At 54.0% G+C, this 25,532-nt stretch carries 18 protein-coding genes; 10 read left to right on the top strand and 8 right to left on the bottom strand.

Features of this window, described 5'->3' with window-relative positions:
* Positions 1-39: 39 nt before the first annotated feature.
* The gene (locus tag WG622_RS08480; RefSeq protein ID WP_339403197.1) at positions 40-1,641 is read right to left on the bottom strand and encodes a GMC family oxidoreductase; all 1,602 of its coding nucleotides are present in this window, start codon (positions 1,639-1,641) and stop codon (positions 40-42) included.
* 108 nt (positions 1,642-1,749) lie between these two features.
* Here WG622_RS08480 and WG622_RS08475 point away from each other — a divergent pair, with 108 nt between their 5' ends.
* The 3 genes from WG622_RS08475 (at position 1,750) to WG622_RS08465 (ending at position 5,638) form a co-directional block, all read left to right on the top strand.
* Positions 1,750-2,517, top strand: a complete 768-nt coding sequence (locus tag WG622_RS08475; protein ID WP_209355540.1) for an IclR family transcriptional regulator — start codon at positions 1,750-1,752, stop codon at positions 2,515-2,517.
* 104 nt (positions 2,518-2,621) lie between these two features.
* Positions 2,622-3,665, top strand: a complete 1,044-nt coding sequence (locus WG622_RS08470) for a pyridoxal-phosphate dependent enzyme (RefSeq protein ID WP_339403196.1) — start codon at positions 2,622-2,624, stop codon at positions 3,663-3,665.
* Between the two features lie 254 nt (positions 3,666-3,919).
* Positions 3,920-5,638 (top strand): SulP family inorganic anion transporter, encoded by a 1,719-nt coding sequence (locus WG622_RS08465; RefSeq protein WP_339403195.1) that lies wholly within the window; start codon positions 3,920-3,922, stop codon positions 5,636-5,638.
* Between the two features lie 8 nt (positions 5,639-5,646).
* Here WG622_RS08465 and WG622_RS08460 read toward each other — a convergent pair whose 3' ends face one another.
* Positions 5,647-6,906 carry a glycerate kinase type-2 family protein gene (locus WG622_RS08460; protein WP_339403194.1) on the bottom strand — a complete coding sequence of 420 codons (1,260 nt, stop codon included), beginning with the start codon at positions 6,904-6,906 and terminating at the stop codon, positions 5,647-5,649.
* 165 nt (positions 6,907-7,071) lie between these two features.
* On the opposite strand from WG622_RS08460, the gene WG622_RS08455 reads away from it, so the two are divergent.
* Both WG622_RS08455 and WG622_RS08450 read left to right on the top strand, forming a co-directional pair.
* On the top strand, positions 7,072-7,998 hold the full coding sequence (locus WG622_RS08455; RefSeq protein ID WP_339403193.1) for an XdhC family protein: 927 nt from the start codon (positions 7,072-7,074) through the stop codon (positions 7,996-7,998).
* Between the two features lie 93 nt (positions 7,999-8,091).
* Positions 8,092-9,171, top strand: coding sequence for an alcohol dehydrogenase family protein (locus WG622_RS08450; RefSeq protein ID WP_339403192.1), 1,080 nt, complete (start codon positions 8,092-8,094; stop codon positions 9,169-9,171).
* A gap of 2 nt (positions 9,172-9,173) precedes the next feature.
* Here WG622_RS08450 and WG622_RS08445 read toward each other — a convergent pair whose 3' ends face one another.
* Together WG622_RS08445 and WG622_RS08440 are read right to left on the bottom strand one after the other, a co-directional pair.
* A complete protein-coding gene (locus WG622_RS08445; RefSeq protein WP_339403191.1) occupies positions 9,174-10,361 on the bottom strand; it encodes an HlyD family secretion protein in 1,188 nt (395 codons plus the stop codon).
* Positions 10,362-10,467: 106 nt separating this feature from the next.
* Positions 10,468-12,435 (bottom strand): ATP-binding cassette domain-containing protein, encoded by a 1,968-nt coding sequence (locus WG622_RS08440; RefSeq protein WP_339403190.1) that lies wholly within the window; start codon positions 12,433-12,435, stop codon positions 10,468-10,470.
* Between the two features lie 173 nt (positions 12,436-12,608).
* On the opposite strand from WG622_RS08440, the gene WG622_RS08435 reads away from it, so the two are divergent.
* The gene (locus WG622_RS08435; protein ID WP_339403189.1) at positions 12,609-14,303 is read left to right on the top strand and encodes a DUF3131 domain-containing protein; all 1,695 of its coding nucleotides are present in this window, start codon (positions 12,609-12,611) and stop codon (positions 14,301-14,303) included.
* Positions 14,303-15,622, top strand: coding sequence for a hypothetical protein (locus WG622_RS08430; protein WP_339403188.1), 1,320 nt, complete (start codon positions 14,303-14,305; stop codon positions 15,620-15,622). The genes WG622_RS08435 and WG622_RS08430 overlap by 1 nt, the downstream gene beginning before the upstream one ends.
* Positions 15,623-15,730: 108 nt before the next feature.
* On the opposite strand, the gene WG622_RS08425 is transcribed toward WG622_RS08430, so the two are convergent.
* Genes WG622_RS08425 through WG622_RS08410 form a run of 4 tightly spaced genes read right to left on the bottom strand, consistent with a single transcriptional unit; the run spans position 15,731 to position 21,270 of the window.
* Positions 15,731-17,047 carry a DUF3131 domain-containing protein gene (locus WG622_RS08425; RefSeq protein ID WP_339403187.1) on the bottom strand — a complete coding sequence of 439 codons (1,317 nt, stop codon included), beginning with the start codon at positions 17,045-17,047 and terminating at the stop codon, positions 15,731-15,733.
* 7 nt (positions 17,048-17,054) lie between these two features.
* Positions 17,055-18,764, bottom strand: coding sequence for a glycosyltransferase family 2 protein (locus tag WG622_RS08420; protein ID WP_339403186.1), 1,710 nt, complete (start codon positions 18,762-18,764; stop codon positions 17,055-17,057).
* Positions 18,761-20,137, bottom strand: coding sequence for an STAS domain-containing protein (locus WG622_RS08415; protein WP_339403185.1), 1,377 nt, complete (start codon positions 20,135-20,137; stop codon positions 18,761-18,763). Before WG622_RS08415 ends, WG622_RS08420 begins: the two co-directional genes overlap by 4 nt.
* Entirely contained in the window at positions 20,134-21,270 is a 1,137-nt protein-coding gene (locus WG622_RS08410) for an acyltransferase (protein WP_339403184.1), read from the bottom strand. Before WG622_RS08410 ends, WG622_RS08415 begins: the two co-directional genes overlap by 4 nt.
* A 254-nt stretch (positions 21,271-21,524) precedes the next feature.
* Between WG622_RS08410 and WG622_RS08405 the strand changes: the two genes are divergently transcribed.
* The 3 genes from WG622_RS08405 to edd all read left to right on the top strand — a co-directional run bounded on the left by WG622_RS08405 (position 21,525) and on the right by edd (position 25,532).
* Positions 21,525-22,088 carry an OmpA family protein gene (locus WG622_RS08405; protein ID WP_339403264.1) on the top strand — a complete coding sequence of 188 codons (564 nt, stop codon included), beginning with the start codon at positions 21,525-21,527 and terminating at the stop codon, positions 22,086-22,088.
* A 171-nt stretch (positions 22,089-22,259) separates the two neighbouring features.
* Positions 22,260-23,702, top strand: coding sequence for a glucose-6-phosphate dehydrogenase (zwf, locus tag WG622_RS08400; RefSeq protein ID WP_339403183.1), 1,443 nt, complete (start codon positions 22,260-22,262; stop codon positions 23,700-23,702).
* Positions 23,703-23,723: 21 nt separating this feature from the next.
* Complete coding sequence (edd, locus tag WG622_RS08395; protein ID WP_339403182.1) at positions 23,724-25,532, top strand: phosphogluconate dehydratase; 1,809 nt, start codon at positions 23,724-23,726, stop codon at positions 25,530-25,532.

Genomic DNA, 25,532 nt, shown 5'->3' with positions numbered 1-25,532 from the left:
AATCCGTGCCGGAAACCGACAAGAATAGCGCGGCGCACATCATGCTCTCGCATCCTCCAATACGAGATCGGCGGCTTTCTCGCCGATCATGATGCACGGTGCATTTGTGTTTCCACTGACGATGGTCGGCATGATCGACGCGTCTGCAACGCGCAGACCTTCGATGCCTTTGACCTTAAGGCGAGGGTCGACGACGGCTTTGTCGTCGATGCCCATCTTGCAGGTGCCAGTGGGGTGATAGATCGTCACGGCCGTACGGCGTGCCCAATCCAATGTTCCTTCAAAATCATCAAACGCCACATCTTTACCCGGCGCGTGCTCTTCCGAGATATGCGCCTTGAGGGGGGCAGTGTTTGAGATCTTGCGAGCAATCTGGATGCCTTTGACGATAGTTTTGCAGTCAAGGTCCGTCGCCAGATAGTTCGGATGAATCTCCGGATGATCATCCATGCTCGCCGAGCGGATTTTCAGATGTCCGGCACTTTCCGGGCGCAACTGCAGAACCGAAGCCGTAAAGGCCGAGAATTTATGCGGGCCATCCGCCGGTTTATCCGCGCTCCATGGTTGGATGTGGAACTGAATATCTGGAGTCTCTAAATGCTCTTCGGTCTTGAGGAACCCGGTGCCAAGGCTTGCGGCCATGGTCATTGGGCCGCGCTGTGTCAGCGCATATTGCATCGCGATCAAACCCTGTTTGAAGACGTTGCTGGCCTCAGTGTTGATCGTGCTGAGATCGGTTTTATATACAGGACGCGCTTGCAGGTGATCCTGCAGGTTTTTCCCCACGCCGCTCAGCGCAGTTTTGACTTCGATACCATGTGGCTTAAGCTCTTCAGGGTCTCCGACGCCCGATAGCATCAGGATCTGAGGTGAACCAATTGCGCCAGCGCTTAGGATCACCTCGCAGCGGGCAGAGATGGTTTGCATTTCGCCGCCGAGCCGCACGCGGATACCAATGGCGCGGCCGTCTTGGATCAGGACTTTCTCTGTCTGCGCGCCCGTGATGATGGTCAGGTTAGGACGGTCTTTTGCGGGTCGCAGATAGGCTACCGCAGACGAACACCGACGTCCGCCCTTCATGGTCAGTTGGAAATACCCGACACCCTCTTGGTCTTCGCCATTGTAATCTGGCGTACGCTTGTACCCCGCAGCCACAGCCGCATCGAGCCACTTGTCGACGACCTCGCGCGTCAGCCGCGAGTCCTGAACCGACAGAGGACCATCAGAGCCGCGCACATCGTTGGAATGTTCGCCATGCCAGGTCTCGGCACGCATAAAGAGCGGCTTCACACTGTCCCAGGACCAACCGGTGCAGCCAAGCTGTGCCCAGTGATCATAGTCCTGAGGTTGTCCGCGAACATAGAGCAATCCGTTGATGGAGCTTGACCCGCCCAGAACCCGACCTCGCGGCCATGCAATCGCGCGACCCGCGATCCCTGCGTCGCTTTCGGTGACATAGCGCCAATCCGTATTCGGGTTACCCATCGTGCGGAAATACCCGACCGGAATATGGATCCACGGATTGCGATCAGGTGGTCCTGCCTCGACAAGCGCAACGCTGTAGCGTCCGTCCTCTGACAGACGGTTCGCGAGCGCACATCCGGCAGAGCCGGCACCAACAACTACGAAGTCAAACTTCATTTACCACCTAAATATCAAAAATTGAGACTTTTAATCTCGATTTTGGTAAAAAAGCACGGTATCGTGATTCGCGGAAATTGCACTAACTTTTTTTCGGAGACATTCGATTTGTCGGAGAGCGACCGTATCCCAACCAACCTCAGAACCCTGTTGATCCTTGAGATATTGGGCAAAAGCGATCGGGCGATGTCGGCCACTGAGATCAATGATCAACTTGGGCTGCCCAAGCAAACGGTCCACAGACTATGCGCGACACTGGAAGAAAACGGGTTCCTCACGCGCCCGGGCAATGCCAAGAAGTACCAAGTGGCACGGCGGTTGCGAGACCTTGGGTCTGGGCTCTTGCACAATTCCAGAGATCACATTGCGCGTCACCAGATCCTCAAGGAAGTGGCCGCTCAGGTGGGCGAAACTGTGAACTACGCCGCGCCGGGTAATTCCGGAATGCATTATCTGGATCGTGTCGAAACAGATTGGCCATTTCGTATCCAGCTTCCGATCGGTACGAGTGTTCCGTTTCATTGCACCGCAAGTGGCAAGACGTTTCTGGCCAGTCTGACACCGAAAAACCGCGAAGCGATAATATCGTCTCTGGATCTCAAACAGATGACGCATAAGACCCACAGCGATCCTGATGTGTTGCTGGCCGAGTTGCGCAAGATCCGCAAACAGGGGTACGCGCTGGACGAAGAGGAATTTATGGACGGCATGATAGCCATTGCCGTTCCAGTCGTTGATCCGCAGGGACGCTTTGTGGCCGCGGTCGCGTACCATGGCCCAACGCAGCGCATGACTTTGAACGAAGCCGTCGAGCGCAAAGATCTCTTACTTGTCGCCGCAGAGAAACTCAGCACTGTCCTGTTTCAAGTTGACTGAGCAGTCTTACGATGTTTCCTGAACGTCGAAAGATTGGCGTCTGGTTGTCTTGAGGTTTTTGTAAGAACGACTTGATGGGCCGCCAGCTGTCTCGGAGGCGATGAATGGAATTGTTGCAAAACACGTTGCGTGGCGGTGGCAAGATCGCGGAAAACGCGCCGTTTCCTTCTGTGGATGAAACGCGGGTCGAGGTTCTCCTGCGCCATTTCGACGGCGATGTCACAACGCCATTGGTGGATGCGAATAGATTGGCCTCGGTTGGCGCGTTTTGGGTCAAGGACGAACGAAGCCGCATGGGGTTGGGCTCTTTCAAAGCGCTCGGCGCGGCCTATGTGATCGCGCGTCAGGCGTCTGACCTCAACAAGGCTCCCGATGCCGACACGTTGAAGGGGCGCACCTATGTGACCGCGAGTGCTGGCAATCATGGAATTAGCGTTGCGAGTGGCGCGCGCATGTTCGGTGCAGAGGCTGTCGTCTATATCGCCGAAACAGTGCCCGCTGCGTTTGAAGAACGACTTAAAGGCTTTGGCGCCAGCGTGATACGCGAAGGTGCTGATTATGCCGCATCTATGCAAGCTGCGGCTCAGGCAGCAGAGGCGCAGGGCTGGATCCTGTTGTCTGACAGCTCTTGGGAAGGCTATGTCGAGCTGCCGTACATCTTGATGGAAGGCTATCTACAGATGGCCCATGAGGTGGTGTCTCAATGCGTTGAAGTGCCCACGCATGTTTTCCTTCAGGCCGGCGTGGGCGGCATGGCCGGAGCGGTCGCGGCCTATATCCGCAAGGTCTGGGGCGACGAGCCGCGGATCATAGTCGTTGAACCAGAGGCCGCGCCTGCTTTGCTGGCCAGCGTGCGTTCGGGCACTTGTGTTTTTGCAGATGGGCCGGACAGCATCATGGGGCGTTTGGATTGCAAAGAGCCTTCTTTGATTGCTCTAAATGGCCTTGCCCGCGACGCAGATGATTTCCTGACGATCAGCGACGATGACGTAAGGCAACGCCTTCCGCAGATGGCGGCCTCGGATCTTGCCACGACTGCATCGGGAGGGGCGGGCATAGCCGCTGCGATGATGCCAGAGGTGCAAGAGGCTTTGGGCATTGGACCCAGATCTCGCATTCTTTGTTTTCTGTCTGAAATTCCTGAATAGAGGTCAAAAGCTATGCGCCGTTTTCGGGCGATAGGCGTTGGGTTCGCCCGAAGATGCACTGCAACGGTTTGGACATCGTACTAATACTATGGGGCTATGCGTCGTTCCGCGTAGCAATTAAACGACCCCCGAACTGTTGACCTTTTGGTCGAGTCGGGCTTAAGGCGAGCGCACACAGCTCTCCACGTCCCCAAAAAGTAGAGGTAAGCCTTATGCGGCCAAGCCTATCTAGCCTATTTCCAGCGCGTCTTTGGATGAACAAAGTCTCGCCGGATAGCCTGAGAGCTGATCTTTTCGCTGGATTTTCCAATGCGGCCATCGTCGTGCCGCAAGGCGTGGCATTCGCAACGATTGCAGGGCTGCCGCCTGAGTACGGGCTGTACACAGCGATGATTACCGCTGTTGTCGCTGCCCTTTGGGGCTCGTCCATGGTGATGATTTCCGGCCCGACGACGGCGATCTCTGCGCTATTGTTTGCAACCCTGCAAGACCTCGCGGTGCCGGGATCCGCGGAATTCATCCAATTGGCACTGTTGCTCACCGTGATGGTAGGCGTCTTTCAGATGCTGGCGGGGATCGCACGACTCGGAGGGCTTGTATCCTTCGTCTCTCATTCTGTCATGACCGCATTCACCGCAGCAGCAGCTGTTTTGATCGGTGTCAGCCAGTTGGCGGGTGCACTTGGCTTACACGTGGAAGGTGGCGGCAATGTTCTGGAACGTCTGATCCGCGTCGGAGAAGCCATTTCTGAAACCAATATGTCTTCGACCATTGTGGCGGCGGTGTCTCTGATTTCCGTCGTGATCTTGCAGACCTATGCTAAACGTTCGCCGGGCTTTCTGATCGCGTTGATCCTGGGGGCGGCTGTCGCATATGCCATGGGAGGCGCTGAGGCCGGTATTGCCATGGTTGGCGAATTGCCCTCGGCCTTCCCAATCTTCGCGCCACCGACAGAAAACCTGAACAAACTGGCGGACTTGGCGCCGGCGGCTTCTGCCATCGCACTCGTTGGCCTGCTCGAAGCCATCTCGATCGGCCGCGCTTTTGCGGTGCGTCGACACGAGAAATTTGACGCGAACCAAGAAATGATCGGGCAGGGCCTGTCCAACACCGTAGGCGGTTTCTTTCAGTGCTATGCGGGGTCTGGCTCGTTCACACGCTCTGGCGTCAACGCCGAGGGTGGCGCGCAAACGCCACTGGCGGGTGTTTTTGCCAGCATGTTCCTTGCCCTGATCCTTTTGCTCTTTGCCCCGTTGATCAAGTTCATCCCGGTTCCGGCCATGGCAGGTCTGATCCTCTTTGTGGCCTGGCGTTTGATTGACCGCAAAGAGTTGCATCACGTGATTACAACCAGCCGCCCCGAGACAGTCATTCTGGTTTTAACCCTTGGCGCTGGGCTGTTCATCGAGCTGGATTTCGCGATCTATGTCGGCGTGATCGCATCCTTTGCGGTGTTCATCTACGAAAGCTCTCACCCGTCTATTGTCGTCAGCGCACCTGCAGTAACCAAATCAGGACGCCGCAAATTCCGCAACGCAGACACTCATAAGATCCCAGAATGCCCTCAAATCGTATCAATCCGCATTGATGGTCCTTTGTATTTCGGATCTGTCGACCACGTCGAAGAAGAATGGGACAAATTCCGTGCGGCGCGTCCTAACCAGACGCATGTGATATTCTACCTCAAGGGTTTTGGTAAAATCGACTTGGCCGGCGCTGACTTCTTGATCCGCCATATCCGCGAAATTCGCGCGGCCGGTGGTAGTTTCCGCATTGTTGCGCTCTTCCCGCCGTTGCTGCAGAGTTTGCGGCGCTTCCATGTGATCGAAGAGATCGGCGAAGACCACCTACATATTTCAAAGGGTGAAGCCTTGGATGCCGCGACCAAAGAGTTGAACAACGACATCTGCGCGAACTGCAAGAAACGCGTGTTCACGGAATGCGCGGATTTGCCCGGCGGCAACAAAGCCTAGAAGCGCGATCACTCAGCGCGCAGGAATATCTGTAAGTCCGCGACATTGGTGCCCGTCGCTCCGGTGATCAATAGATCGCCGGATGCCCCAAGCGCTTTATAGCTGTCGTTTTGGTCCAGAAAGTCTGACAAAGACAGATCTTGTTCTGCCAAACGTGCGAGCGTTTGGTCGTCCACGACTCCTCCTGCGGCATCGGTCGGGCCATCCCGTCCGTCTGTGCCGCCGCTCAGAAACACCCATGAACCGGGCATGCCCCTGCGTTCGGCCTCTTGCGCGACGCGTAACGCAAGCTCTTGGTTCCGGCCGCCTCGGCCTGACCCTTTCAAAACCACGGTGGTCTCTCCACCAAAGGCCAAGGCTTTGCCCGCGGGCAGTGTCAGAGCTTCGCTGACGATGCGCTCTGCGGCGTCCTGGACATCACCTTCAAGCGGGCTTGGGCTGATGTCTGCGTTGAGTGCAGCGGCCATAGCCGACAGGGAGAGGCCGTTTGACCCGATCAAATGCGCTTCGGGTTCCGGTTGATCTTTTGGTGGTTTTGGCGTCAAAAGTGCATCCTGCACAGAGGATGGACATTGCTCCCACACCCCAGCTGACTGCAAAACCTCGCGAGCGTCATCGGAGGTGCCTGCTCGGCTCAGCGTAGGGCCGCTGCCAACGAGTCGCATGTCATCGCCCAAAACATCGGAAAGAACAAAACTGATCACGCGGGCCGGAGCCGCTGTTGCTAAAAGCCCGCCGCCTTTGGTGCGGGACAGGGATTGGCGGACGATGTTCATGCTGCCAATGTCCAAGCCTGATCCGAGCAGAAGTTCATTGACCTTTATCTTGTCAGCGAGGCTCACGCCATCAATCGGGGCTGGCAGCAATGCTGACGCACCACCTGACACCAGCGCAAGGATGACATCGCCGTCTTTGGCGTCGCGAAGCATATCCTCTGCGCACAGAGCAGCCTCAGCCCCTTTTGCGTCTGGAACAGGATGGGCCGCGCCCAAGATCTCGATCCCGTCGCATTGAGTATCGTTTTCATAGTTCGTGATCGCCAATACACGGCGCGGCTCAAAGGGTCCCAATGCCTCAAGGGCGGCTTGCGCCATACCTACTGCTGCTTTGCCAAACGCAAGGATATAGAGATCCCCAGCAACCTGATTTGGGTCGAAATGCGCGTGTATAGCCGCCAATGTCGCCCTCTTTGGGTCTGCTGCCTGAACGCCCCGCTGAAACGCGAATTCAGCCTGTTCGCGCAGCGCTGCGCGTGGATTGTAATTCATGGCGGCCTCCCTTTTTCGTATGCGTAAGCGCTTTGTCGAACATACGCAACACAGAGCCTTGCACCATATGCAAATCGAACTTGCACCAAGCAAAACAGGTTGTGACTTGGCCATTTGCCGGCGTCAGCCTAATACTGCATCACTTGTCAACGAACTGAGTCCCCCATGGCCCCTTTGCCTATTGACGAAAGCAGCAGCATCGCTCCCGTTTTGTTCCTTGCAGAGACAAGCGAACCGGCTGTTCTTGCCGTTATCACGGACATTGAAGGTCCGTCCTATCGTCCCTTGGGTGCGATGATGGCCTTGACGGCCTCTGTCTCGCGTGTCGGATCGCTGTCGTCCGGCTGTGTCGAGGCAGATATCGCCTTGCACGCTGAGCGCGCGCTTGAAGCAAACACGTCCAAAGTGGTTAGATACGGGCGTGGATCGCCCTTCGTAGATATTCAGCTGCCCTGTGGCGGGGGGTTGGAAATCACGCTGATCCCAAACCCTGACCGCAGCGTTTTGCAAACCGTCGCTGAGCGTTTCGCCGATCGTCAGCCCTGCTCCTTGTCGTTTGACCTGGGAAGCCGTGACATTTCTGTAGGTCCGGCCCAAGACACGGGAATTAACAGTGGAAGGTTTCACATTCGCCTTGATCCGGAAATCTACTTTTACGTCTTCGGGAAAGGCCCAGAGGCCGTCACTTTTGCCGCGCTTGTTCAATCTGCCGGGTTCCCCAATGTCCTTTGTTCTCCGGATCATGAAACCCTCGAAGCAGCTGCAAACGGTGGAAGTGAAACGCGTCATTTAACCTCTGCCCGGTTCCCAGCTGATTTTGCCCCTGACGCACGATCTGCTGTGGTGTTGTTTTTCCACGATCACGACTGGGAGCCAGAAATCTTAAAAGGCGCGCTTGCATCCAAAGCCTTTTATATCGGGGCGCAAGGCAGCAAACGTTCGGCCGCAGCACGTCGCGCTCAGTTGACGGCTTTGGGTACAGCAGAGAGCGACCTAGAGCGGCTGCGAGGGCCGATCGGGCTTATCCCATCCGCGCGAGATGCCCGCAAATTAGCGGTTAGCGTGTTGGCCGAGGTGATGAACGAAGGCTGATCTGTCGCTTTTGAACCTAAATTTGAGGCGCAAACGGATTGCCGCGCGTGTCAAAGAATGGTTGCCTTGTCTCAACTAGGGAAGGGTGCGGCAATGGATTTACCAAAAACGATGCGGGCGATGGTCACAATGGGCCATGGGGATTTGGATCAAATGGTCTGGCACGAGAACTGGCCCCGCCCGGATCCGGGCCCTGGCGAAGTCTTGCTGCGCGTGCGCGCTTGCGGGTTGAACAACACTGACGTGAATACGCGGTCTGGATGGTATTCCAAAACAGTTGAATCCGGGACAACCGGAGGCGCATTGGATGCGGCTTCCGAGGATGCAACATGGGGCGGGGCTGCCGTGACATTCCCGCGGATCCAGGGGGCCGATGTATGCGGCGAAATCGTCATGGTCGGCGAAGGTGTCGCAGCATCGCGCGTCGGAGAACGCGTTATTACGGACAATTGGCTGCGCGACAAAAACGATCCGCTGAACAAGTCCAAAACGGGGTACTACGGGTCCGAGCGCGACGGCGGGTTTGCCGAATATACAGTTCTTCCGGCGGAAAACGTGATTGCTGTAAACTCTGATTACACAGACGCGGAACTCGCCACGTTTTCCTGCTCATACTCTACTGCCGAGGGCATGCTTACCCGGGCCAAGGTGGCGGGTGACGACACTGTTTTGGTGCCAGGCGCGTCTGGCGGGGTCGGCGGTGCGGTGGTTCAGTTGGCCAAACGACGAGGCGCGCGCGTCATTGCGCTGGCTTCAGAAGCCAAACACGCGGAAGTATCCGAACTTGGGGCGGATGTCGTGCTCCCGCGTGCGCCTTCGAATTTGAAGCAGCTTCTGCAATCCGAGTCTATCACGGTTCTGGCTGATGTGGTCGGTGGGGACAATTGGCCAGTTTGGATAGACCTGCTTGAACGCGACGGGCGCTATACGTGTTCTGGTGCCATTGCCGGTCCGATGGTGTCTTTTGACCTGCGGACGTTCTATCTGCGCGATTTGACGTTTACCGGATCGACCGTGATCGATCCTGAAGTCATGCCCAATCTGGTCCGCTACATCGAAAGCAAGCAGATCAAGCCCGTTTTGGCGGCAACTTATGACCTAAAAGACCTCCACGAGGCGCAGCGGGCGTTTATCGCCAAACAGCATACTGGAAATATCGTGGTTACCCCATGACGCTAGTGTCTTGGCTCAAAGGCGCTTGCCTTCACTAACGCTGGCAAAACGCGTTCCTCACGCATCGCTCGGGCCTGAGCCATCAAAGTGGTCACTATGGGCGCATTATCAAGAACGAGGACATTGGCGAGGGTTTTCCAGAAGAATTCCTTTGCCGTCACAGATACCTTATGGACACGCACATTCACAGCGCTCGAATTGGCGACGATCTGTCGGCTGTAGGGTGACGCCGCCAAGGTCTGGGTCGCGGCGATTGTCAGGTTTGCCCTGACTAAAAACCGCCCTTGATCCTCGCGCGAAATGCCTCTGATTTCGGCCTGCAGATCGTTCACCAGTGCAGGGAGGCCAATCGTTTCCACTGAGATTCGATCACCGACCTGAAAGAGTGCGATATCGGCGTCCTTTACTGGTATCTCCACCGCATATCCGGTCTCTTGCTGAGGCAGAAGCGAAAACACTTCGACCCCCGTGGGCAGGGCATTGCCTTTCGGAGGGCGCCTCACCCGAACAATTTTACCAGAGTAGGGCGCTTGTACGCGCGGTGTGTCAATGAGGGCCTCAAGGGTTGCGATACGCTTGTGCCTCTCGCGAAGGGCCTTTTGTACAGAGGCGGTGAGTTCTGATCGCCTTGCGGCAAGGTCGTTCAATGCACGCTTGTGTTTTACCTCTGCCAAGTCCCGAGCATTTTCTAATGACGCTTTTGTCAGAGACAATGCCAGTATCCGGTCCAACATCGCGTGAGTTTTTGCGACGTCGCTGTTGCGCCGATGAGCGGCTGTTGCTTCGGTAAGATATGTCGCGACTAGGTCAATTTCTTTCTGAGACTTGGAGTTCTCCGCGGCGAAAAGGGCGATAAGATTCTGATGTTCTTGACGAATATCCTGGCAATCGCGCGGTTCTTTCGCAGCCGGTGTTGGCAAGGCAGGTTTTTCACCTTCAACTGGGGCATCAATGCTGCATCTTAAAGTCTGCTGGTCCGTGAGATTAAGTTCTTTCAGTTCAGCCAGCGCGGAGGTCATCGCCGCTACATCAAACGTCAACAATGTTTGACCGTGTCGCACAGTTTCTCCATTCGTGACGAGCAAGTCTTCGACAACGACATCCGCGGGAACGTGAATCTGCACAGGCTGAATTTGGCTCGCCATTTTACCACTAAACAACCGGCTAGACGAAACCGTCGACTGGCTCATAGCACTTGCGGCCAAAGTCCCAATACCCGCCAGGCATATTCCCATAGCAAACAGCCAGAAAACCGCTCGAAAAGGAATTCGTCCTCGGGGGACCTGCTGGTATGGCCTACGGATTGGGCTTCGCGCCATCTTTGGCTCCGGCTTTTACGCGACGCGGATCAAAGGTCTTTATTTTGACCTCCAAAACACGATGGTCGATATTGCTGCTCTTTTCCACTTCGATGCTGCTTTGAAAAATCGATGCCAGCGGCAGGATGTCCTTAGATATTGTGCTCTCTTTGGCCGCCTGGCGCGCGCGCTCGAACTGCGCGCTTGTTATAGGAGCGTCTTGATCCTCCATGCGCAGCACGCAATGTCCTTCGAAGTGTTTGAACGAAAAGGTGATGAGACCCGGCCAACCTGGATCCGCTGTTTTGCAAGAATAGGTCAACATGTCGGTGGCCACAGTCGTCACGCGCCGTTTGTTGGCCTCTTCGGGGCCACGCCGGAAATGGGAATGGATCCAGCGCGTTAGATTTTCCTCTGTATCAAGTTGCCGTGCGCCGATGAAACGTGACCAGCCGGTCGAGATCCGGTCGCGCACCAACTCTGCTGGCCCTTGATCAATAATGCGCCCGTATTGCATCACTACCAATCGGTCGCAGGTCTCAAGCAGGGCTCTATTGTCTGTGGCCATGACCACTGACCTGCCGAGTTTGACTTCTTGTTTGACTCGCTCGACCACACCGGCAATTTGCTTTTCCGTCAGCCCGTCTTCGGGGCGATCAAACAAGTATAGTTCGGGGCTTATGAGAAATGCGCGGGCAAAAGCCAAAGCCTGTGCCTGCGAACGAGGCAGATGTGTCGCATCAGAGCTGTCACAAATTGAATCTACAATTTCGCTAGAGAAAACCAAACGCTCCAAGAGTGCTTTGCCGCGACGCAGGGAATCTTCGCTGTCGTAACAAGACAAGTTCGCTGCGCCGGAAATAGGCAGTAAAATTGGGTGGTCGGGCAGATAAACAAGGGCAGCATCCCGCGCTTTGGCGCTTCGTAACCAGATATCAGAAGAGTTAAACCGTATCTGGCCTGAAACCTCCATTCCCATGAGCGCGTAGGGATCAGCCAACGATTGTAGTAGTAGGCTTTTGCCTGAACCGCTCTCTCCAATGATCCCCGTGATAGAACCTGGTGGGGCCTCGAAGGTCAGGTTCGACAAAAGCTGAGTTCCCCCGTCTCCTAGAACAGTCAAATTTTTAACGCTTAGGCCGAATTCTTCCTCTTCGGGGTCTTGCAGGTTTCCAATCACCTCGGCGGGCTCAAGCACCTTTGTGGGAATGTTTGAGAAAGTCCGTGTGAAAAAGCGAAGGGCGTTTTCAACGCTCCAAACGGATGCAAGAACCAGCGGATACAGGGCCACCTCATTCAGGATGTTTTCGGCAATTAGATAGCTGCCGAGCGCGAAGGCAAATGTCACTGCTATGCCCAGTGTGGCGATATTTATGGGCGTCGCCATCGCGTGCTGGTCGGGTGCCGCGCTAGCTAGCTTCACCCCTATGCGATCCCGACCGGACAAGAGAGAGACTGCCTCGCCTGGAAGAATTTCCCAAAAAGGTTCCATACGGGCCAGCCGTGACACCAAGATATGGGCCAGGAGCCCAACAGTGCAGCCTACAAGAATTGCGCCTCCGGCAAGGGGATGAACGACGCAGAGCGCGAGAAAGATGACACCGCTCAAGCCGGCCGAAATTCTGTCCGCGTGCTCTTCTCGCAGGTTTCGATAGCCCGATAGCGCGCGGGTGTGCGCGAAGTTTACGACCACGAGGCAGAGCATGAAAACGGCGCCAATACCTGTCAGAATTGGGGCCATGCCAACTTCGCCTTGTTGCACGACAGTGGTGACAAAAAACACCGCCAACAAAGCTAGTGCGTAGCAACAAACCTGATGCGCAATCGTGAAAAGAGCCCCCAATGTAAATGCCCATGGGGGAAATGATCTGTCGCTTACTTTCAAAGGGACGAGGTCATCTTTTGAAATGACCTCGCCCTTTTCTTCTACCCCTACCTCATCGGTAAGAGCGCGCGAATGCTGCATAGCCACGCTCCTCACTCAACCTTGTGACACAGGCTAAGTCAGTAAGATTAACAATTACTTTTCAGCGGCCTAGTCGGTGCGGAGCCAAACGCGTTCGGAGTTTGGAAGCTATTTGTTAACGATGTTGTGTTTGTCTGCAGCCTGACGAGCAATAATCAGCATTGGGATGCCAAATGCCGACAGTAATCAAAAAAGAGGCAGGTAAATCTCCCGCAACACGGGGCTTATTTCTGTTTGCAGTCAGCGTAATTTCAGCGGTTGCTGTTTCGTGGTTCGTGGGCACGTCTGCGCGCGCATATTTTTTGTCGAGCCTGGACGATGTCGACCCCATAATTGCTGGTGGCGAATTGGATGATTTGCCAGCTTTGATGCGTGGCAACGTGCCCGCCGTGACCACGAGCGTTTACTATAAAGAGCCGCGCAAAGAAAAACCCCCTCGCATGTGCGAAATGCCAAAAACCTATTTCGATAAGTTGGATCAAGGATACGAGCAAGCCTCAGGATATACACGACGCAATGAATACATCCGAAAATACCGTCCGCGTCGCGGTTTCCTGAACGAGCGAGAGTTACGTGCAGCAAAGGTAGCATGGACTTATTTTGAGCAATTCACCCAGGAAAATACGGGACTGGCAAATTCAGTTGGCAACTACCCGTCAACGACGCTTTGGGATACGGCGTCTTATGTTGCCGGTGCCGTTGCGGCCTATGAGCTTTGTCTGATTGAAAAACCGGAATTTGATCGGCGCATGACGCGGCTTTTCACGACGATCAAAGGGCTTGAGCTGTTTCGCGGTGAAATGCCTAACAAAGTATATCACACCAAATCAGGCATGAAGGTCGACTATACCAACAAAGCCGGCGAAATCGGATTTTCCGCGCTTGATATTGGCCGAATGTTGGTCTGGATGCGCATCGTTAAAAACCGCTATCCCCACCTTGGAAATACGATTGATAGCGTTCTGCTAAAGTGGGATTTCAAAAACATTATCTCGGAAGAAGGGCTGCTCTTTGGCGCATATGTCGACAAAGAAACGGGCGAAACCGTTTATGCTCAGGAAGGCCGTCTCGGTTACGAGGAATATGCCGCAAAAGGTTTCGCACTTTGGGGGTTTGAACCTGTCCTGGCACATCGGGCAGAGCCGTTTCTGACGGCATCGATCTTTGGGATCCAAGTTCCCTATGATGGAAGGGACCCGCGTATTTTTCATAGTCAAAACTATGTCGTGACAGAGTCTTACCTGCAGGACGGTCTCGAGCTAGGCTTTGACTTGCCTCATGACGACAGCTCTCCGGATTGGATCAGCTCAGATGGATGGCGCGCCGAGTTCGCTGACCGTGTCTATGAGGTTCAGGAAAACCGTTGGCGTCGTACGGGATTCATGACCGCGCGATCAGAACACAACGTGAAGGGGCCACCCTACTTCACCTATGACACCATTTTTTCTGACGGCTACCCTTGGAATACAGTTACGCCGCGAGGTGACTATGTCCCTGATCATGCGGCGGTTGCTGCTAAGGCGGCTCTCGGGCTCTGGGCGCTTTGGGACACAGAGTATACCGACGTTTTATATGAGGCGATTATCGAGCTCTACGACCCAGAAAAAGGCATGTTCGAGGGCCTGTACGAACGAGGGCAAGGGCGTGTTGAAATTTTCACAGCGAACAACAATGGCATCATCCTTACGTCCCTATTGCACAAGGTGCAGGGGAAAATTCTGACCGGTTATCATGGGGATACCGAAGTTTGGTACACAGCCTTTCGCGACCAGGACGTACGCGAGCGTCGCAAATACCCTGATCCACCACAGCGGGATGACTGGCTTCCAGCGCTTAGGCACTCCATTCAAATAGAGGAAGACTTCTAATGGCAAATAACTATGTGAAATCCCTGCTAATTGGGTCGGTGTGCCTCTATTTGGGCTTCTCCTCGCCAGTATGGGCGCAGCAGTCGGCAGTGGATGATGCCGACAGCTTTACGTCTGAAAACGCGATCTTGGACACCTCAATTTTATTCGCAATTGGCGCGCGCGAAGCTCGACAAGAACTGCGAGGGTCATTTGGCTGGCCAACCTTTCAGGAAGGTTTGGTCGAGGGTGTGTATTTCAGATTTGATCCAGACGGTTATGCAAGATTTTCGCCGTCTCCGCGTTTGGACACAGATGTGTTCGAAGTCATCTGCCGACCGCGGACATATACATGTATGGGGCGGAAAAACGGTCTTGCAGTCGCTTTGACATCGCGTGGATCCTTACAGCTTCGAATGGAAAATGTTCTCGAAACCGATCAGTTCTTCGTTTCTGACGGTGTAAGCGAGCTGCCTCTTCCTCAGAATATTTTGCAACCTTTGGATCCAAGGCTAGAGTTGCTGCTTTCTTCGGGTGGCGAACTTGTTGTAAAGCGTCGCGAAGCAGAAGCTGAGCAAGTTTCTCTCGTTGGTTTTGCCGCCGTCGCAGCATACTTACGTTGGATTTCAGCGCGTCAGGACTACGTTGTTTTGCCACGAGGTTGGCCCGTTCCAAATTCGGACACCGCAGTGGTAGCCATAGGTCTAACGCAAGCTGCAAGTTGGCAGTCACCAATGCCGCAGCCCTTAATTCCTCAGGCAGTTCAGCAGGGGTTAGACCCAAGCAATCAGTCGCAAATAACAGAAATTGCAGAAACGTCGAAAGAGGCCTTCGAGCTTTTGAAGGAAATCGCAGACCCAAGACCAGTTCGCTTGGCGCCAAACTCTTCGGCCCCTCAAGCCGAGACGCTTTTGCTTCTAACAGAGCTAAAGATGTCTATCGACACGCTTGCATCGCAGTTGCATTCATTTGCGTTTTGCTCGGCACCCAAATCGGCTGAAGTCGCCACATCAATGCTCATGCCGGATCACCAAAAAACGGTCTCGAATGAGATCACTATGGATGCCGTCGGTATGGGGGCACAAGGTGATGCGTCATTGGCAAAAAGGTTAGAGTTTCTGATCGAAGAAATCGGCCTGCCAGCTGACCTTGCATTGATTGTTGCCCAACAAGGCAAAGTATCCGAGCTTGATGTGGCCGAGGATCAAAGCAATGTCGTTGGGGAAATTTTGAGCGAGCTACGGGCTCAGCTGAAGTCAGAAAATACAAGTGAAAGCAACGAGGTAGAAAGTTCAGACTACAAACTATTGAGCGAGTATTTTAAGTCGGTCAAACAATAGCCATTTTGACTTTCGCCGTTGGTGCAAATGCTTCTGACGCACCAACGACATTGCGTTATGAAAAGACCGCTAGCCGAACGGCCCTTGTGTGGTTGAGGAATTGAGCGCCTATCTATTCATTCCGAGAAAAGGGCCGAAGGCTTTGTAGTGAAGCGCTTCCAATACAATGGCATTGGTGTTTAAGGCATAGACGGAATTTGTGGCACCGCTATCTTCATAAATTCCAGCTTGCCACCCGTCGCCTTCTTCGGGCAGATCTTCAATGTGGCTGCGCATTTCTTTCACATATTCCGTGCCGTAAATTGCATCCCAACCAAAGACAGCTTTTGTGCTAAGCGTTCTCATTTTGTCGTGTCGGTTTCCGGACTCATCAACAACTGCCCATGCTGATCCATTGGAAAAAACAGACGAATAAACGAAACTCGGGTGCTGATCCAAGTGATCCTCGGAAACCATAGTGGGAATGCCACTGCGCTCGAATCTGGCCTGCTGGGCGGCATAGACTTTGTGTGCAAGGATTTCGCCTTCGCGGTTTAGGCCGATCTCGAAGGCTTGAAGTAAGAAAGGTTCACTGAGAATTGGAGTGATCGCTTTGAAGCTCGAAGACCTTCTTTGGTCTCGGGGAATAGCGACGCCTTCAACGTTCACCCACTCTAGATTTCGCGCCGCAGACATGGCGGCTGCTACGTCCAGGCCCCAAAGTGCAGCGGCACGAGCGCCATATTGCTCATATCCCAAGCGACCTTCCTGCAGGAGGATTGTTTTCCCATTTTCGCGTGTGGCCCCCCATAGTTCCCCCTTATTTGCAAATGCCCCCAGATCCCACCTGTTTATGACTCTATCGATCTCTGGAGACAGGCTCGGATTGTGTTTTTCCAATGCGCGAAAGCCTAGAAGCACACGCGCGATATCCAAAGCGGACCAGCCAATTCCTTCCTCAAGAACCACATTTTCGTAATCCGTGATATCAAGGTTTTGAGTGTTGTAGGCCTTGTTGGGAAGCCTATTCTCGAAAAGTTCCATTTTCAAAAAGCTATCGAGAAAGCGCCTCTCGCGTTCGGATGCTTCTTCTCGGGAGATGATCCCAAGCTTTTCCGCCGAGATAAGGGCGAAAATATATGAGCCTTGATCCCAAAGTGTCGTTGAAGAGAAGCCGGCAACTGAATTGACAAAGCCAGTCGTGCTTTGAGTATTCTGCTCAAAAAATTTCCATGCACGCTGTGCGGCAGCGAGATCGTCTGCCGATAAAACACGTGGCGGAAGCGGGGGTAGAAAATCCGCTTCGGTTTCTTGAAAGACTGCGTTCGCGCTTCCCAGAAATTGATTTCCTGCGCTATCAAGCGAGACCGCCAGTACTGCAGCGAACGAAACGCTTGCTAAGAAGGTGAATGCGGATCTCTTTCCAGTGTATCTTATCGTGCTCAATGGGAACTCACCTTTGTTGGAAGCGTTGCGTCGCAGCTGGGATGCTGATGCAAACCCCGACGGTTTTGGCCAAAAGCAAAACATTGCAGCCAATCCAGAACAGATTGATGGCTAGTAAAGAGGCGCTGTGATTCTGCAGACCGAAGTAAAAGGACGCCCAGCCCCAAATTCCTGCAAGCAACAAGATGACGATCATGACCAAATTAGGAGCGGCATAGGCCCATTGAACACTCTGCCCAGGGCGCTTCGGGGTTGGTTTGAACTTTGGCCTTCGTCCACGCGCCACTTGAAAGAAAGCCTTTAACTGAATTTGTAAAGTGCCCATCGCAAGGCAGCGTCCACTGTACGTGTCATATCCCTTCGTTCCAACGGCCAAGGCGAGTTCATTGCAGATCAGGACGGGTAGTAGGTGGGCAAAGAAAGTGAGCGTATATGCGTCAATTGGTGCATGCCCAGTCGTAAGTGAGAACGCCGCGGCAAGGAGTAGAATGGGAAACCAAAAAACTCCTGCGTAGGACCAAAAAGTAGCCAGATAGTGCAGCTTGACCCGCCAAGGCATTCCCTTTTCAAACAGGGGATTGGCTCGCAGCATAATATCGAACGTGCCGCCCGAATATTTATGCTTTTGCGCCGCCCAAGCCTCAACAGACCAAGGGGATAACATCCTCGCTTCGACCCTTGGGTGATAAACGGACTTCCATCGCTTGTTGTGTAGTTGAATAGACGTGAAAATATCTTCTGAAACATGAAACTTGAACGGTTGCTGCTCGGTTGGCCGGGCAGAGCCTTCTATTTCATTCAAGCAATTATCGAACAATGCTTCACGTCGATGGATTGAGCCTGCGCCGCAGCAAAAAGATGCGCCATTACGATTGCGTCTTCGCAAAATAACATCAAAAAATACTGAAGGATCCGACTTGAAAGGGTCTTGGCCGATACGTTCACTGCCCAGGATTCTACGCAGAGTCCAATCCAGCCAGGTAATTCTGAAGCCAACTGTCCTTTGTATAAAGCTGTCCCAACTTTCGCCTTCAGGAATATCAAAGAACCAATGTGGGGTCTGCACCCATGCTATCTTGGGATCCTGAAAGTACCCGAGTGTATTCTTAAGCACATTGGGAAAAAGCTGCGTGTCTGCATCGCAAATCAGAATGAAGTCACCGCGGGTTTTATACAAAGCATTTGCCAGATTGCCTGCCTTGAATCCGCGATTGGATTGCCGCGCGAAATAACCAATTTTTTTTGATTTCGCGAGGTGTCGAACATCTTTACGATCTCCATCATCAAGCAACCAAACGCGCGCTTTTGTGCCATGTGGCAATTCTACGGCGAGTGCTGCATCGATGGTGGGTGTCAAGATTTCGAGGTCTTCGTCCAATGTGGCGATGAAGATGTCGACGTCGCAGTTTGCACGGCCCTGAAAGGGTAAACCGACGTTCACTGGAGTGTCACCTTCGTCCCAAATATCAAAGAAGAAGATGCAAGTGCCCAGAAATGTTGCGGTTTCTGCGAGAGCAACGACGACAGAGAAAACAATGGCGTCTGGATTGAGGGCGTCGGTCCAACGCCAATAGAGGTACCATGCACCGAAAAACACCGTCATGCCGGCGAGAAAGTGCCATATTACTCTTTCCCGGTCAGTGAACTCAGGAAATTGAGGGGGTTTGCGCCCCAAAAACTGGGAGAAATATGGAGGCATTGCGGTGTCTGGCATCATGCGGCCCCCAATTTCGCAGAGCTTTTAAGGTGCCGGGAAGTGAAAATAGGGTTTTTGGGGTGTTCCGAAGAAACAAACGACAAAGGCTTGACTTCATGTGCACCAACGAAGCCGTTTCGATATATCTGGTTCGGAAGTGATCGCCGGCCAGCGAGGACGCAACTCTCATCCAGTAAGCTGCGACGTGATACAATGGCGTGAGCCCCAATAACCGAAAAACTCTTGAGTGCGGCCTCAGGCTCGATCGTGGCGTGGTGACCAATGTAGCAAAAGCCGCTCAAGCGGGCCCTGTGAGAGATTTTTGCTCCTTTCCCGCGCCAAACATTGGCCGCTATTTCCTCGCCAACTGGTGGAAGGTCCGTCGTGATTTTTTTGCTGGCGACACGCAAGGCTGAAAAATAGTCATTGAGAGATTTGATGGTTCCAAGTCTGGGGGGCTGCCTGTGGCCGGGTATTTGTACGCTTGTCTCTTTGGCTCTCAAAGGATGGACGTTCGGAATATATTTAACCCGATTTTCAAATTGCTCGGCTGTTAAGATTTGATGGACCGTTCTGCCTTTGTGACATTGCGATTTCACCAGGTCTTTAGTCGCCGATTGAGTTTCCTCCGAAGCCGTGTCTATTTCTTCAATCTGGCGGAATTTCAGCTTCTCCAGACCGTTTACAGAAGAAATCAGAAAGGGCCGATCAGTCGGAAGGTTGTACTGCAAAATGTCGAGGTAGTCATATGCTCCCCGAGGAGCGACGGATTTGTTTTCGTTGGAGCTGGGCAGCGCGTAGGGAGCGAAAAACAGACTAAAGTCATGGTCAATCTTGTCCAATAGCTGCCGAACTCGTGTAAGTTGATCGGAAGGGGCACAGATCAGGGCTTCTTTCATGCCAAAACAGGCGAGATTGGCTAGGAAGTGCTCGACAAGTGGTCGTCCCAAGATGTCGAGTTCTGCAACAGTTGCCGCACCGGTTGCTTTTGAAAGTTCAATGGACGTTTCCGAAAGGTTCAAGATTGCTTTTGTTTCTGACAGGAAATGGCGTTGCAGTAGTTGCGACTTGAGTGCTGCGTCAATCGTTGGGAATATTTGGAGATGCCGGTCTAGGCCAGCGTCTTGGATCAGTTGGGCAATCCGCACATTCATGTTGCAAAAAGCAAAATCCAACTTCGGGTGACGGCCAAGTAGCTCTACCAATGCTCCGATTGAAGACATGTTTGTCGCTCTAACACGCTCAAAATCCAGAATGATTCCTTGCCGTTGAGAGCGTTTAGATTGATCGCACGCCTTATCCAAAAAACGGAGCGCGTCCGGTCTAAGTCGACGTGTTTTAAAGCGAATGATAGTCAGGCCGTCAAAATAGTTTGATGTAGAGATGAGCATCATTCTGGCCTCCGGTTGAAACGTGGCAAAACAAAGAATGCAGGGCGACCTCCAAGGCCAATCGTCCAAGATAGCGATTTGACGCGTGCAAGAAGGGCAACACCTAAAACAGTGGTTGGTAGAGTGAAGCCAATTTTGGCGATAACTTGCCCTGTGGGCGACAGATCTTGACCACGCAGGAAAATCTCAGCGAAGTCCAAAAAGATCGGGTGGCACAGATAGATGCCGAATGCAAATTTCGCGTAGCGTGAGAATATTGGCGTCCAAGACCGATGCCCCAACAGCATGCAGATAAGAAACAGAATTGCAGGCATTGTGAAATCCGCCCAAAAGCCAGGAAGGTAATTGTGACTCCAACGTCCTGTTTCTATAGTTTCCACAGTACCAAGGAACTTGAAGGCGAGAACCAGAAGGGCAAAGTACAGCACGACCGGAATCCAGCTTTCCAGCGACTTGCGTCCGTGTCGTTGCCAAAGCCCCAAGCATGCTGCTGCAGCCATTCCATACCCAATATGCGTGACGATCTTTACCGCGCGTCCAATGGCTAGAATATTTGGGTCGTCCCAAAGCCTTGGGTAGATGAATTGATCGAATTGCCAACGGCTTGTAAGGCAAAGAACCAGGGCAACTCCGCCCAACACAGGAACGTCGATGGCTTTGCGCATCAGTGGGTAAGCGAGCACGACACAGAAAAGCGTCGGAAGAAAATGCATGTGGTATTTAGACGTCCCCAGAAATGCAAAGCTCAGCCAGGTTTTAACCTCTCCCAATGCGGCGAGCTTGCTGTCAAAATACCCAAAGTGCTGAGCTTTGAGTAAGGTGAAAAAAGCATAGAAAACAGTCCAGAACGCAAATGGTATCAAAAGCCTTTCGGCCTGTTCTGCGATCGTGTCCGAATAGTTCCGCTGGCGTTTTTCGAGCGACATCATGAGTAAAAACAGAGAAATAATGATGAACAACTCTGTTCGGGCCGTGTAGGCAAACGTGCGCAGAACAAGGGGCGCAATGCGGTCCCGCACTTCGTAGTCTGCCCAAGCGCCACCGTTTTGATCGGCAGTGCAGTGCAGGACCAGCATCGACAAGCCGGCCAACAGGCGCAGGCAGTCAAGCCAAGCCAATCTAGGGGCGCCTGTCACTGTTGGCGCCCCGCATAACGTCGTAGGATCTGTAGGGATTTAGGTTGGTTCATCTGGGTCATTCGCTCAGTTTCATTCCAACTCTGCCTAACCCCATAAGGCTTTCTGGAATGCTAAAAATCCGCAAACAAACGGTAAATTCAGAGATTTTTTCGCAAAGTAGAGATCTGTAAATTTCTAATTATTTTCAATGTGTTGTTTACACTCTCATTAATGCGCTCGCGCTATTCAAGGGTGGAAAGGACTTGATTGCCATGCGTTTAATTCTGTTTTTGACTGCTTTTTTCGTAAGCCTGTCTTCGGCAACCTCGGCGGTCGGGTTAACGGTGCAAGAATGTCGGGATATTAAAGATGTTTACGGATGGGCTCCTGACGGGTGTCAAAGTCTGACGCTTGTAGCCACTAAGCCGCAGTCCCAATCGATGACCAAACCGGCTGAGGTGCAAGCTACTGTACCTTCCGCGCAGCAAGTTGAGGATCACATCTTCTTTCCTGCGGGTGGCACAAACCTTGATCGCAAAGCACTGCGTCAGATCGAGCTTTTGACTCAATTGCTAAATGGCGAGGTCTTGGGCAAGGCTTGCATCGCGTTGATTGGGCACTCCGACACGAGCGGCGGCGAAGTTGCCAACATGCAAGTGGCTCAGGCACGCGCAGACGCGGTAGGAGTCGCAATGCGTCAACGGCTTACCAATCCCCTTAAAGTCGAAAAGGTCCTTGCCGCTGGCGAGAGCCTACCGTTGGAAAATCTATCACCTCGTAGCCGTTGGCAGCGTCGGGTTGAAATTCGGGCAAGGACCTGTGAGGTGTCCATGTAATTCCGGCCGTTTCGGGCATGGGTGGTGGTTTTCGCCAAGCCAAAGTGAAGCCGCAACAAAGTTTCACTTGAAATCGCAACAGTGCTGTGCATGTTAGCGCTATCACAATCGAGTCGGGCGGCGTGTGCTGCCTGAGACCCGTTTGGTAGGGCGCATTCCCGGAGGGGCAGCATGGTTGCAAGAGTAATTCCCGTCAGCAAGTTTGACCTCGTCCTATTCGGAGCGACAGGTGATCTGGCGCGGCGCAAAATTTGGCCTGGGTTGTTTCATCGGTTTGTTGCTGGTCAGTTTGACAGTGACAGCCGCATACTGGGTGTGTCCCGCTCTGAACTGACAAACGACGAGTTTCGCGATCGCTTGCGAGAGGCCATTTCGGTAAATGGCGACGACAAAGCGAAGCTCTTGGACCAGTTTTTGTCGCTGGTGTCCTACACGTCGATTGACGCAAAGGGTGAGCGGGGTTGGGATGTTTTGGCCGAGGCCGTACGCACAGACTCGGTGCGTGCCTTCTACCTTTCCGTAGCGCCAAACTTCTTTGGCCCGATTGCGCGCCGTTTGCGCAATTATGGTATTGCGACCGACGAAAGTCGCATCGTCGTTGAAAAACCATTTGGGCATGACCTGGCCTCTGCCAAGGCGCTAAACGCTGAACTCAGAGAGTGTTTCGACGAGCATCAGATCTATCGCATCGACCATTACCTTGGAAAAGAGACCGTTCAAAACCTGATGGCCTTGCGCTTTGCGAACTCTCTATTCGAGCCGCTTTGGAATGCGTCTCATATTGAGCATGTCCAGATCACGGTGTCAGAAAGCCTTTCGGTCGAAGGGCGCGGCGAATATTACGACCAGTCAGGTGCCATGCGGGATATGGTGCAAAACCACCTGATGCAGCTCTTATGTCTGACCGCGATGGAGCCTCCGTCCAAGTTCAAACCGAATGCGGTGCGCGACGAGAAAGTCAAAGTCATCGAAGCCTTGGAGCCTGTGGATGCACGTGACATTGCGCGGGGTCAGTATCGAGCGTCTAAAGAGCACGCGAGCTATCTCGATCACGCGGGCGATCCGAAAAGTCGCACCGAAAGTTTCATCGCGATGAAGGTCAATGTTGCGAACTGGCGCTGGGCTAAGACGCCGTTTTACCTGCGCACGGGCAAATGCCTGCGCGCGCGCACTTCAGAGATCGCCGTCTATTTCCGCAATCCTCCGCATATGATTTTCCCGGGCATCGACACGCCAATGGGCAATATTCTGGTGATCCGACTGCAGCCAGACGAAGGCATGACCTTGCATACGACCATCAAGGATCCGGGGCCCGGAGGCATGCGCCTGACCGAAGCCTCTCTGGATATGACTTTCGCGGACAGCCTGGCCCAAGACGAGATCGTTCAGGATGCCTATGAGCGTCTGATCATGGACGTTATTCGCGGCGATCAGACCCTCTTCATGCGCGGAGACGAAGTCGAGGCCGCCTGGGCCTGGGTCGACCCCATCATCAACGGCTGGAAAGACCGCAACGAAAAACCACAACCCTATGACAGCGGCAGCTCGGGCCCCGAGGATGCGCTGTTGTTGATGCACCGCGACGGGCGCCGCTGGCGTCCGATCGGCGCGTGATTTTGCAAAGAGGAACATAAAATGTCCCTGAATAGCACTCTGAAATCGGTCACAGACCGCATTATCGCCCGCAGCGAAGAGACGCGCGGCACCTATTTGGAACGCATGTCGGCGGCGGCCAGCAAAGGGCCAAGCCGCGCGCATCTCTCTTGCAGCGGACAGGCTCATGCCTATGCGGGCGCGGGGCAAGACCAAGAGGCTTTGGCGACGAAATCTGCAGGCAATCTGGGGATCGTGACGTCTTACAATGACATGCTGTCAGCCCACCAACCGTTTGAGCGCTATCCCGGCCTGATCCGCGACGCTGCGCGCGAAACCGGCGGTACGGCGCAGGTCGCTGGCGGCGTTCCGGCGATGTGTGACGGCGTGACTCAGGGCGAAGCGGGGATGGAGCTTAGCCTGTTTTCACGCGACGTGATCGCTATGGCGACAGGGGTGGCCCTGTCTCACAACACCTATGACGCCGCAGTATACCTTGGCGTTTGCGACAAGATCGTCCCGGGCTTGGTGATCGGCGCGCAGGCCTTCGGGCATTTGCCGGGGGTGTTCATTCCGGCAGGCCCCATGACCTCTGGCATTGCCAATGACGACAAAGCCAAGGTGCGTCAGGAGTTCGCCAAAGGTGAATGTGGGCGGGATAAATTGATGGCGTCCGAAATGGCCGCCTATCACGGGCCGGGCACCTGCACCTTCTATGGCACCGCCAACACCAACCAGATGTTGATGGAGTTCATGGGACTGCATCTTCCGGGCACCAGTTTTGTGACGCCGAATACAGAATTGCGCGATGCATTGACTACAGAAAGCGCGCGTCGGGCATTGTCGCTAAGTGCACTGGGCAACAACTATACGCCGGTTTGCGAAGTTCTCGACGAGAAGGCCTTTGCTAACGGCATCGTCGGCCTCATGGCAACCGGAGGCTCCACGAACCTATTGATCCACTTGCTTGCTATGGCGCGGGCAGGGGGCATTATTCTGGATTGGCAGGACTTTGCGGATCTTTCCGAAGTCGTTCCCCTCTTGGCGCGGGTTTACCCGAATGGTCTGGCGGACGTGAACCACTTCCACGCGGCAGGCGGTCTGGGCTTTTTGATCGGAGAGCTGCTTGCAGGAGGCCTACTGCATCCGGACACCAAAACCGTCGCGGGCGAGGGGCTGGAGCACTACACCTCCGAGCCGTTCCTCTCAGACGACGGCCTGACCTGGCGCAAAGGCACGGCGACCTCGCTTAACGAAGGGATCGTGCGCCCGCTGGCCACACCTTTCCAAGAGAACGGCGGGCTGTCGCATTTGACCGGCAACCTTGGCACCGCGGTTATGAAGATCTCTGCCGTAGCGCCTGAGCATCGCGTGACAGAAGCGCCCGTGCGTGTGTTCCACGATCAGGACGACGTCAAAGCCGCCTTCAAAGCGGGCGAGTTGACCGAAGACGTCATAATCGTGGTGCGATTCCAAGGGCCGAAAGCCAACGGAATGCCTGAACTTCACAGCCTGACGCCATTGATGGCGATCATGCAGGGGCGTGGCCAAAAGGTTGCTTTGGTCACAGACGGCCGCATGTCTGGCGCGTCGGGCAAAGTACCAGCCGCGATCCACGTCAGCCCTGAAGCCTTGGACCAAGGTCCGATCGCTTATTTGCAGGATGGCGATATCCTGCGGGTTGACGCCGTGACCGGAGACCTTGAAATCCTCACCGAAGGCGTGCTGGATCGCACGCCTGCTACGGCTGACCTCTCTGCCAATCAGGCAGGTGTAGGTCGCGAATTGTTCACAGCGTTCCGCGCCTCGGTTGGCTCTGCCGACACCGGCGCTTCAGTTTTCGGAGTTTAA

This window comes from Cognatishimia coralii, assembly GCF_037478305.1.
Taxonomy (GTDB): domain Bacteria; phylum Pseudomonadota; class Alphaproteobacteria; order Rhodobacterales; family Rhodobacteraceae; genus Cognatishimia; species Cognatishimia coralii.
Note: the sequence above shows the minus strand (reverse complement) of the source record. Positions and strands in the feature narration are given on the sequence as shown.

Excerpts from the sequence above, each read along its gene's own strand:
- WG622_RS08480 (WP_339403197.1), bottom strand. The coding sequence starts at position 1,641 with ATGAAGTTTGACTTCGTAGTTGTTGGTGCCGGCTCTGCCGGATGTGCG.
- WG622_RS08460 (WP_339403194.1), bottom strand. The coding sequence starts at position 6,906 with ATGAATTACAATCCACGCGCAGCGCTGCGCGAACAGGCTGAATTCGCG.
- WG622_RS08470 (WP_339403196.1), top strand. The coding sequence starts at position 2,622 with ATGGAATTGTTGCAAAACACGTTGCGTGGCGGTGGCAAGATCGCGGAA.
- WG622_RS08415 (WP_339403185.1), bottom strand. The coding sequence starts at position 20,137 with ATGATGCTCATCTCTACATCAAACTATTTTGACGGCCTGACTATCATT.
- WG622_RS08440 (WP_339403190.1), bottom strand. The coding sequence starts at position 12,435 with ATGCAGCATTCGCGCGCTCTTACCGATGAGGTAGGGGTAGAAGAAAAG.
- WG622_RS08420 (WP_339403186.1), bottom strand. The coding sequence starts at position 18,764 with ATGATGCCAGACACCGCAATGCCTCCATATTTCTCCCAGTTTTTGGGG.
- zwf (WP_339403183.1), top strand. The coding sequence starts at position 22,260 with ATGGTTGCAAGAGTAATTCCCGTCAGCAAGTTTGACCTCGTCCTATTC.
- WG622_RS08450 (WP_339403192.1), top strand. The coding sequence starts at position 8,092 with ATGGATTTACCAAAAACGATGCGGGCGATGGTCACAATGGGCCATGGG.
- WG622_RS08405 (WP_339403264.1), top strand. The coding sequence starts at position 21,525 with ATGCGTTTAATTCTGTTTTTGACTGCTTTTTTCGTAAGCCTGTCTTCG.
- WG622_RS08455 (WP_339403193.1), top strand. The coding sequence starts at position 7,072 with ATGGCCCCTTTGCCTATTGACGAAAGCAGCAGCATCGCTCCCGTTTTG.
- edd (WP_339403182.1), top strand. The coding sequence starts at position 23,724 with ATGTCCCTGAATAGCACTCTGAAATCGGTCACAGACCGCATTATCGCC.
- WG622_RS08430 (WP_339403188.1), top strand. The coding sequence starts at position 14,303 with ATGGCAAATAACTATGTGAAATCCCTGCTAATTGGGTCGGTGTGCCTC.
- WG622_RS08435 (WP_339403189.1), top strand. The coding sequence starts at position 12,609 with ATGCCGACAGTAATCAAAAAAGAGGCAGGTAAATCTCCCGCAACACGG.
- WG622_RS08465 (WP_339403195.1), top strand. The coding sequence starts at position 3,920 with ATGAACAAAGTCTCGCCGGATAGCCTGAGAGCTGATCTTTTCGCTGGA.
- WG622_RS08445 (WP_339403191.1), bottom strand. The coding sequence starts at position 10,361 with ATGAGCCAGTCGACGGTTTCGTCTAGCCGGTTGTTTAGTGGTAAAATG.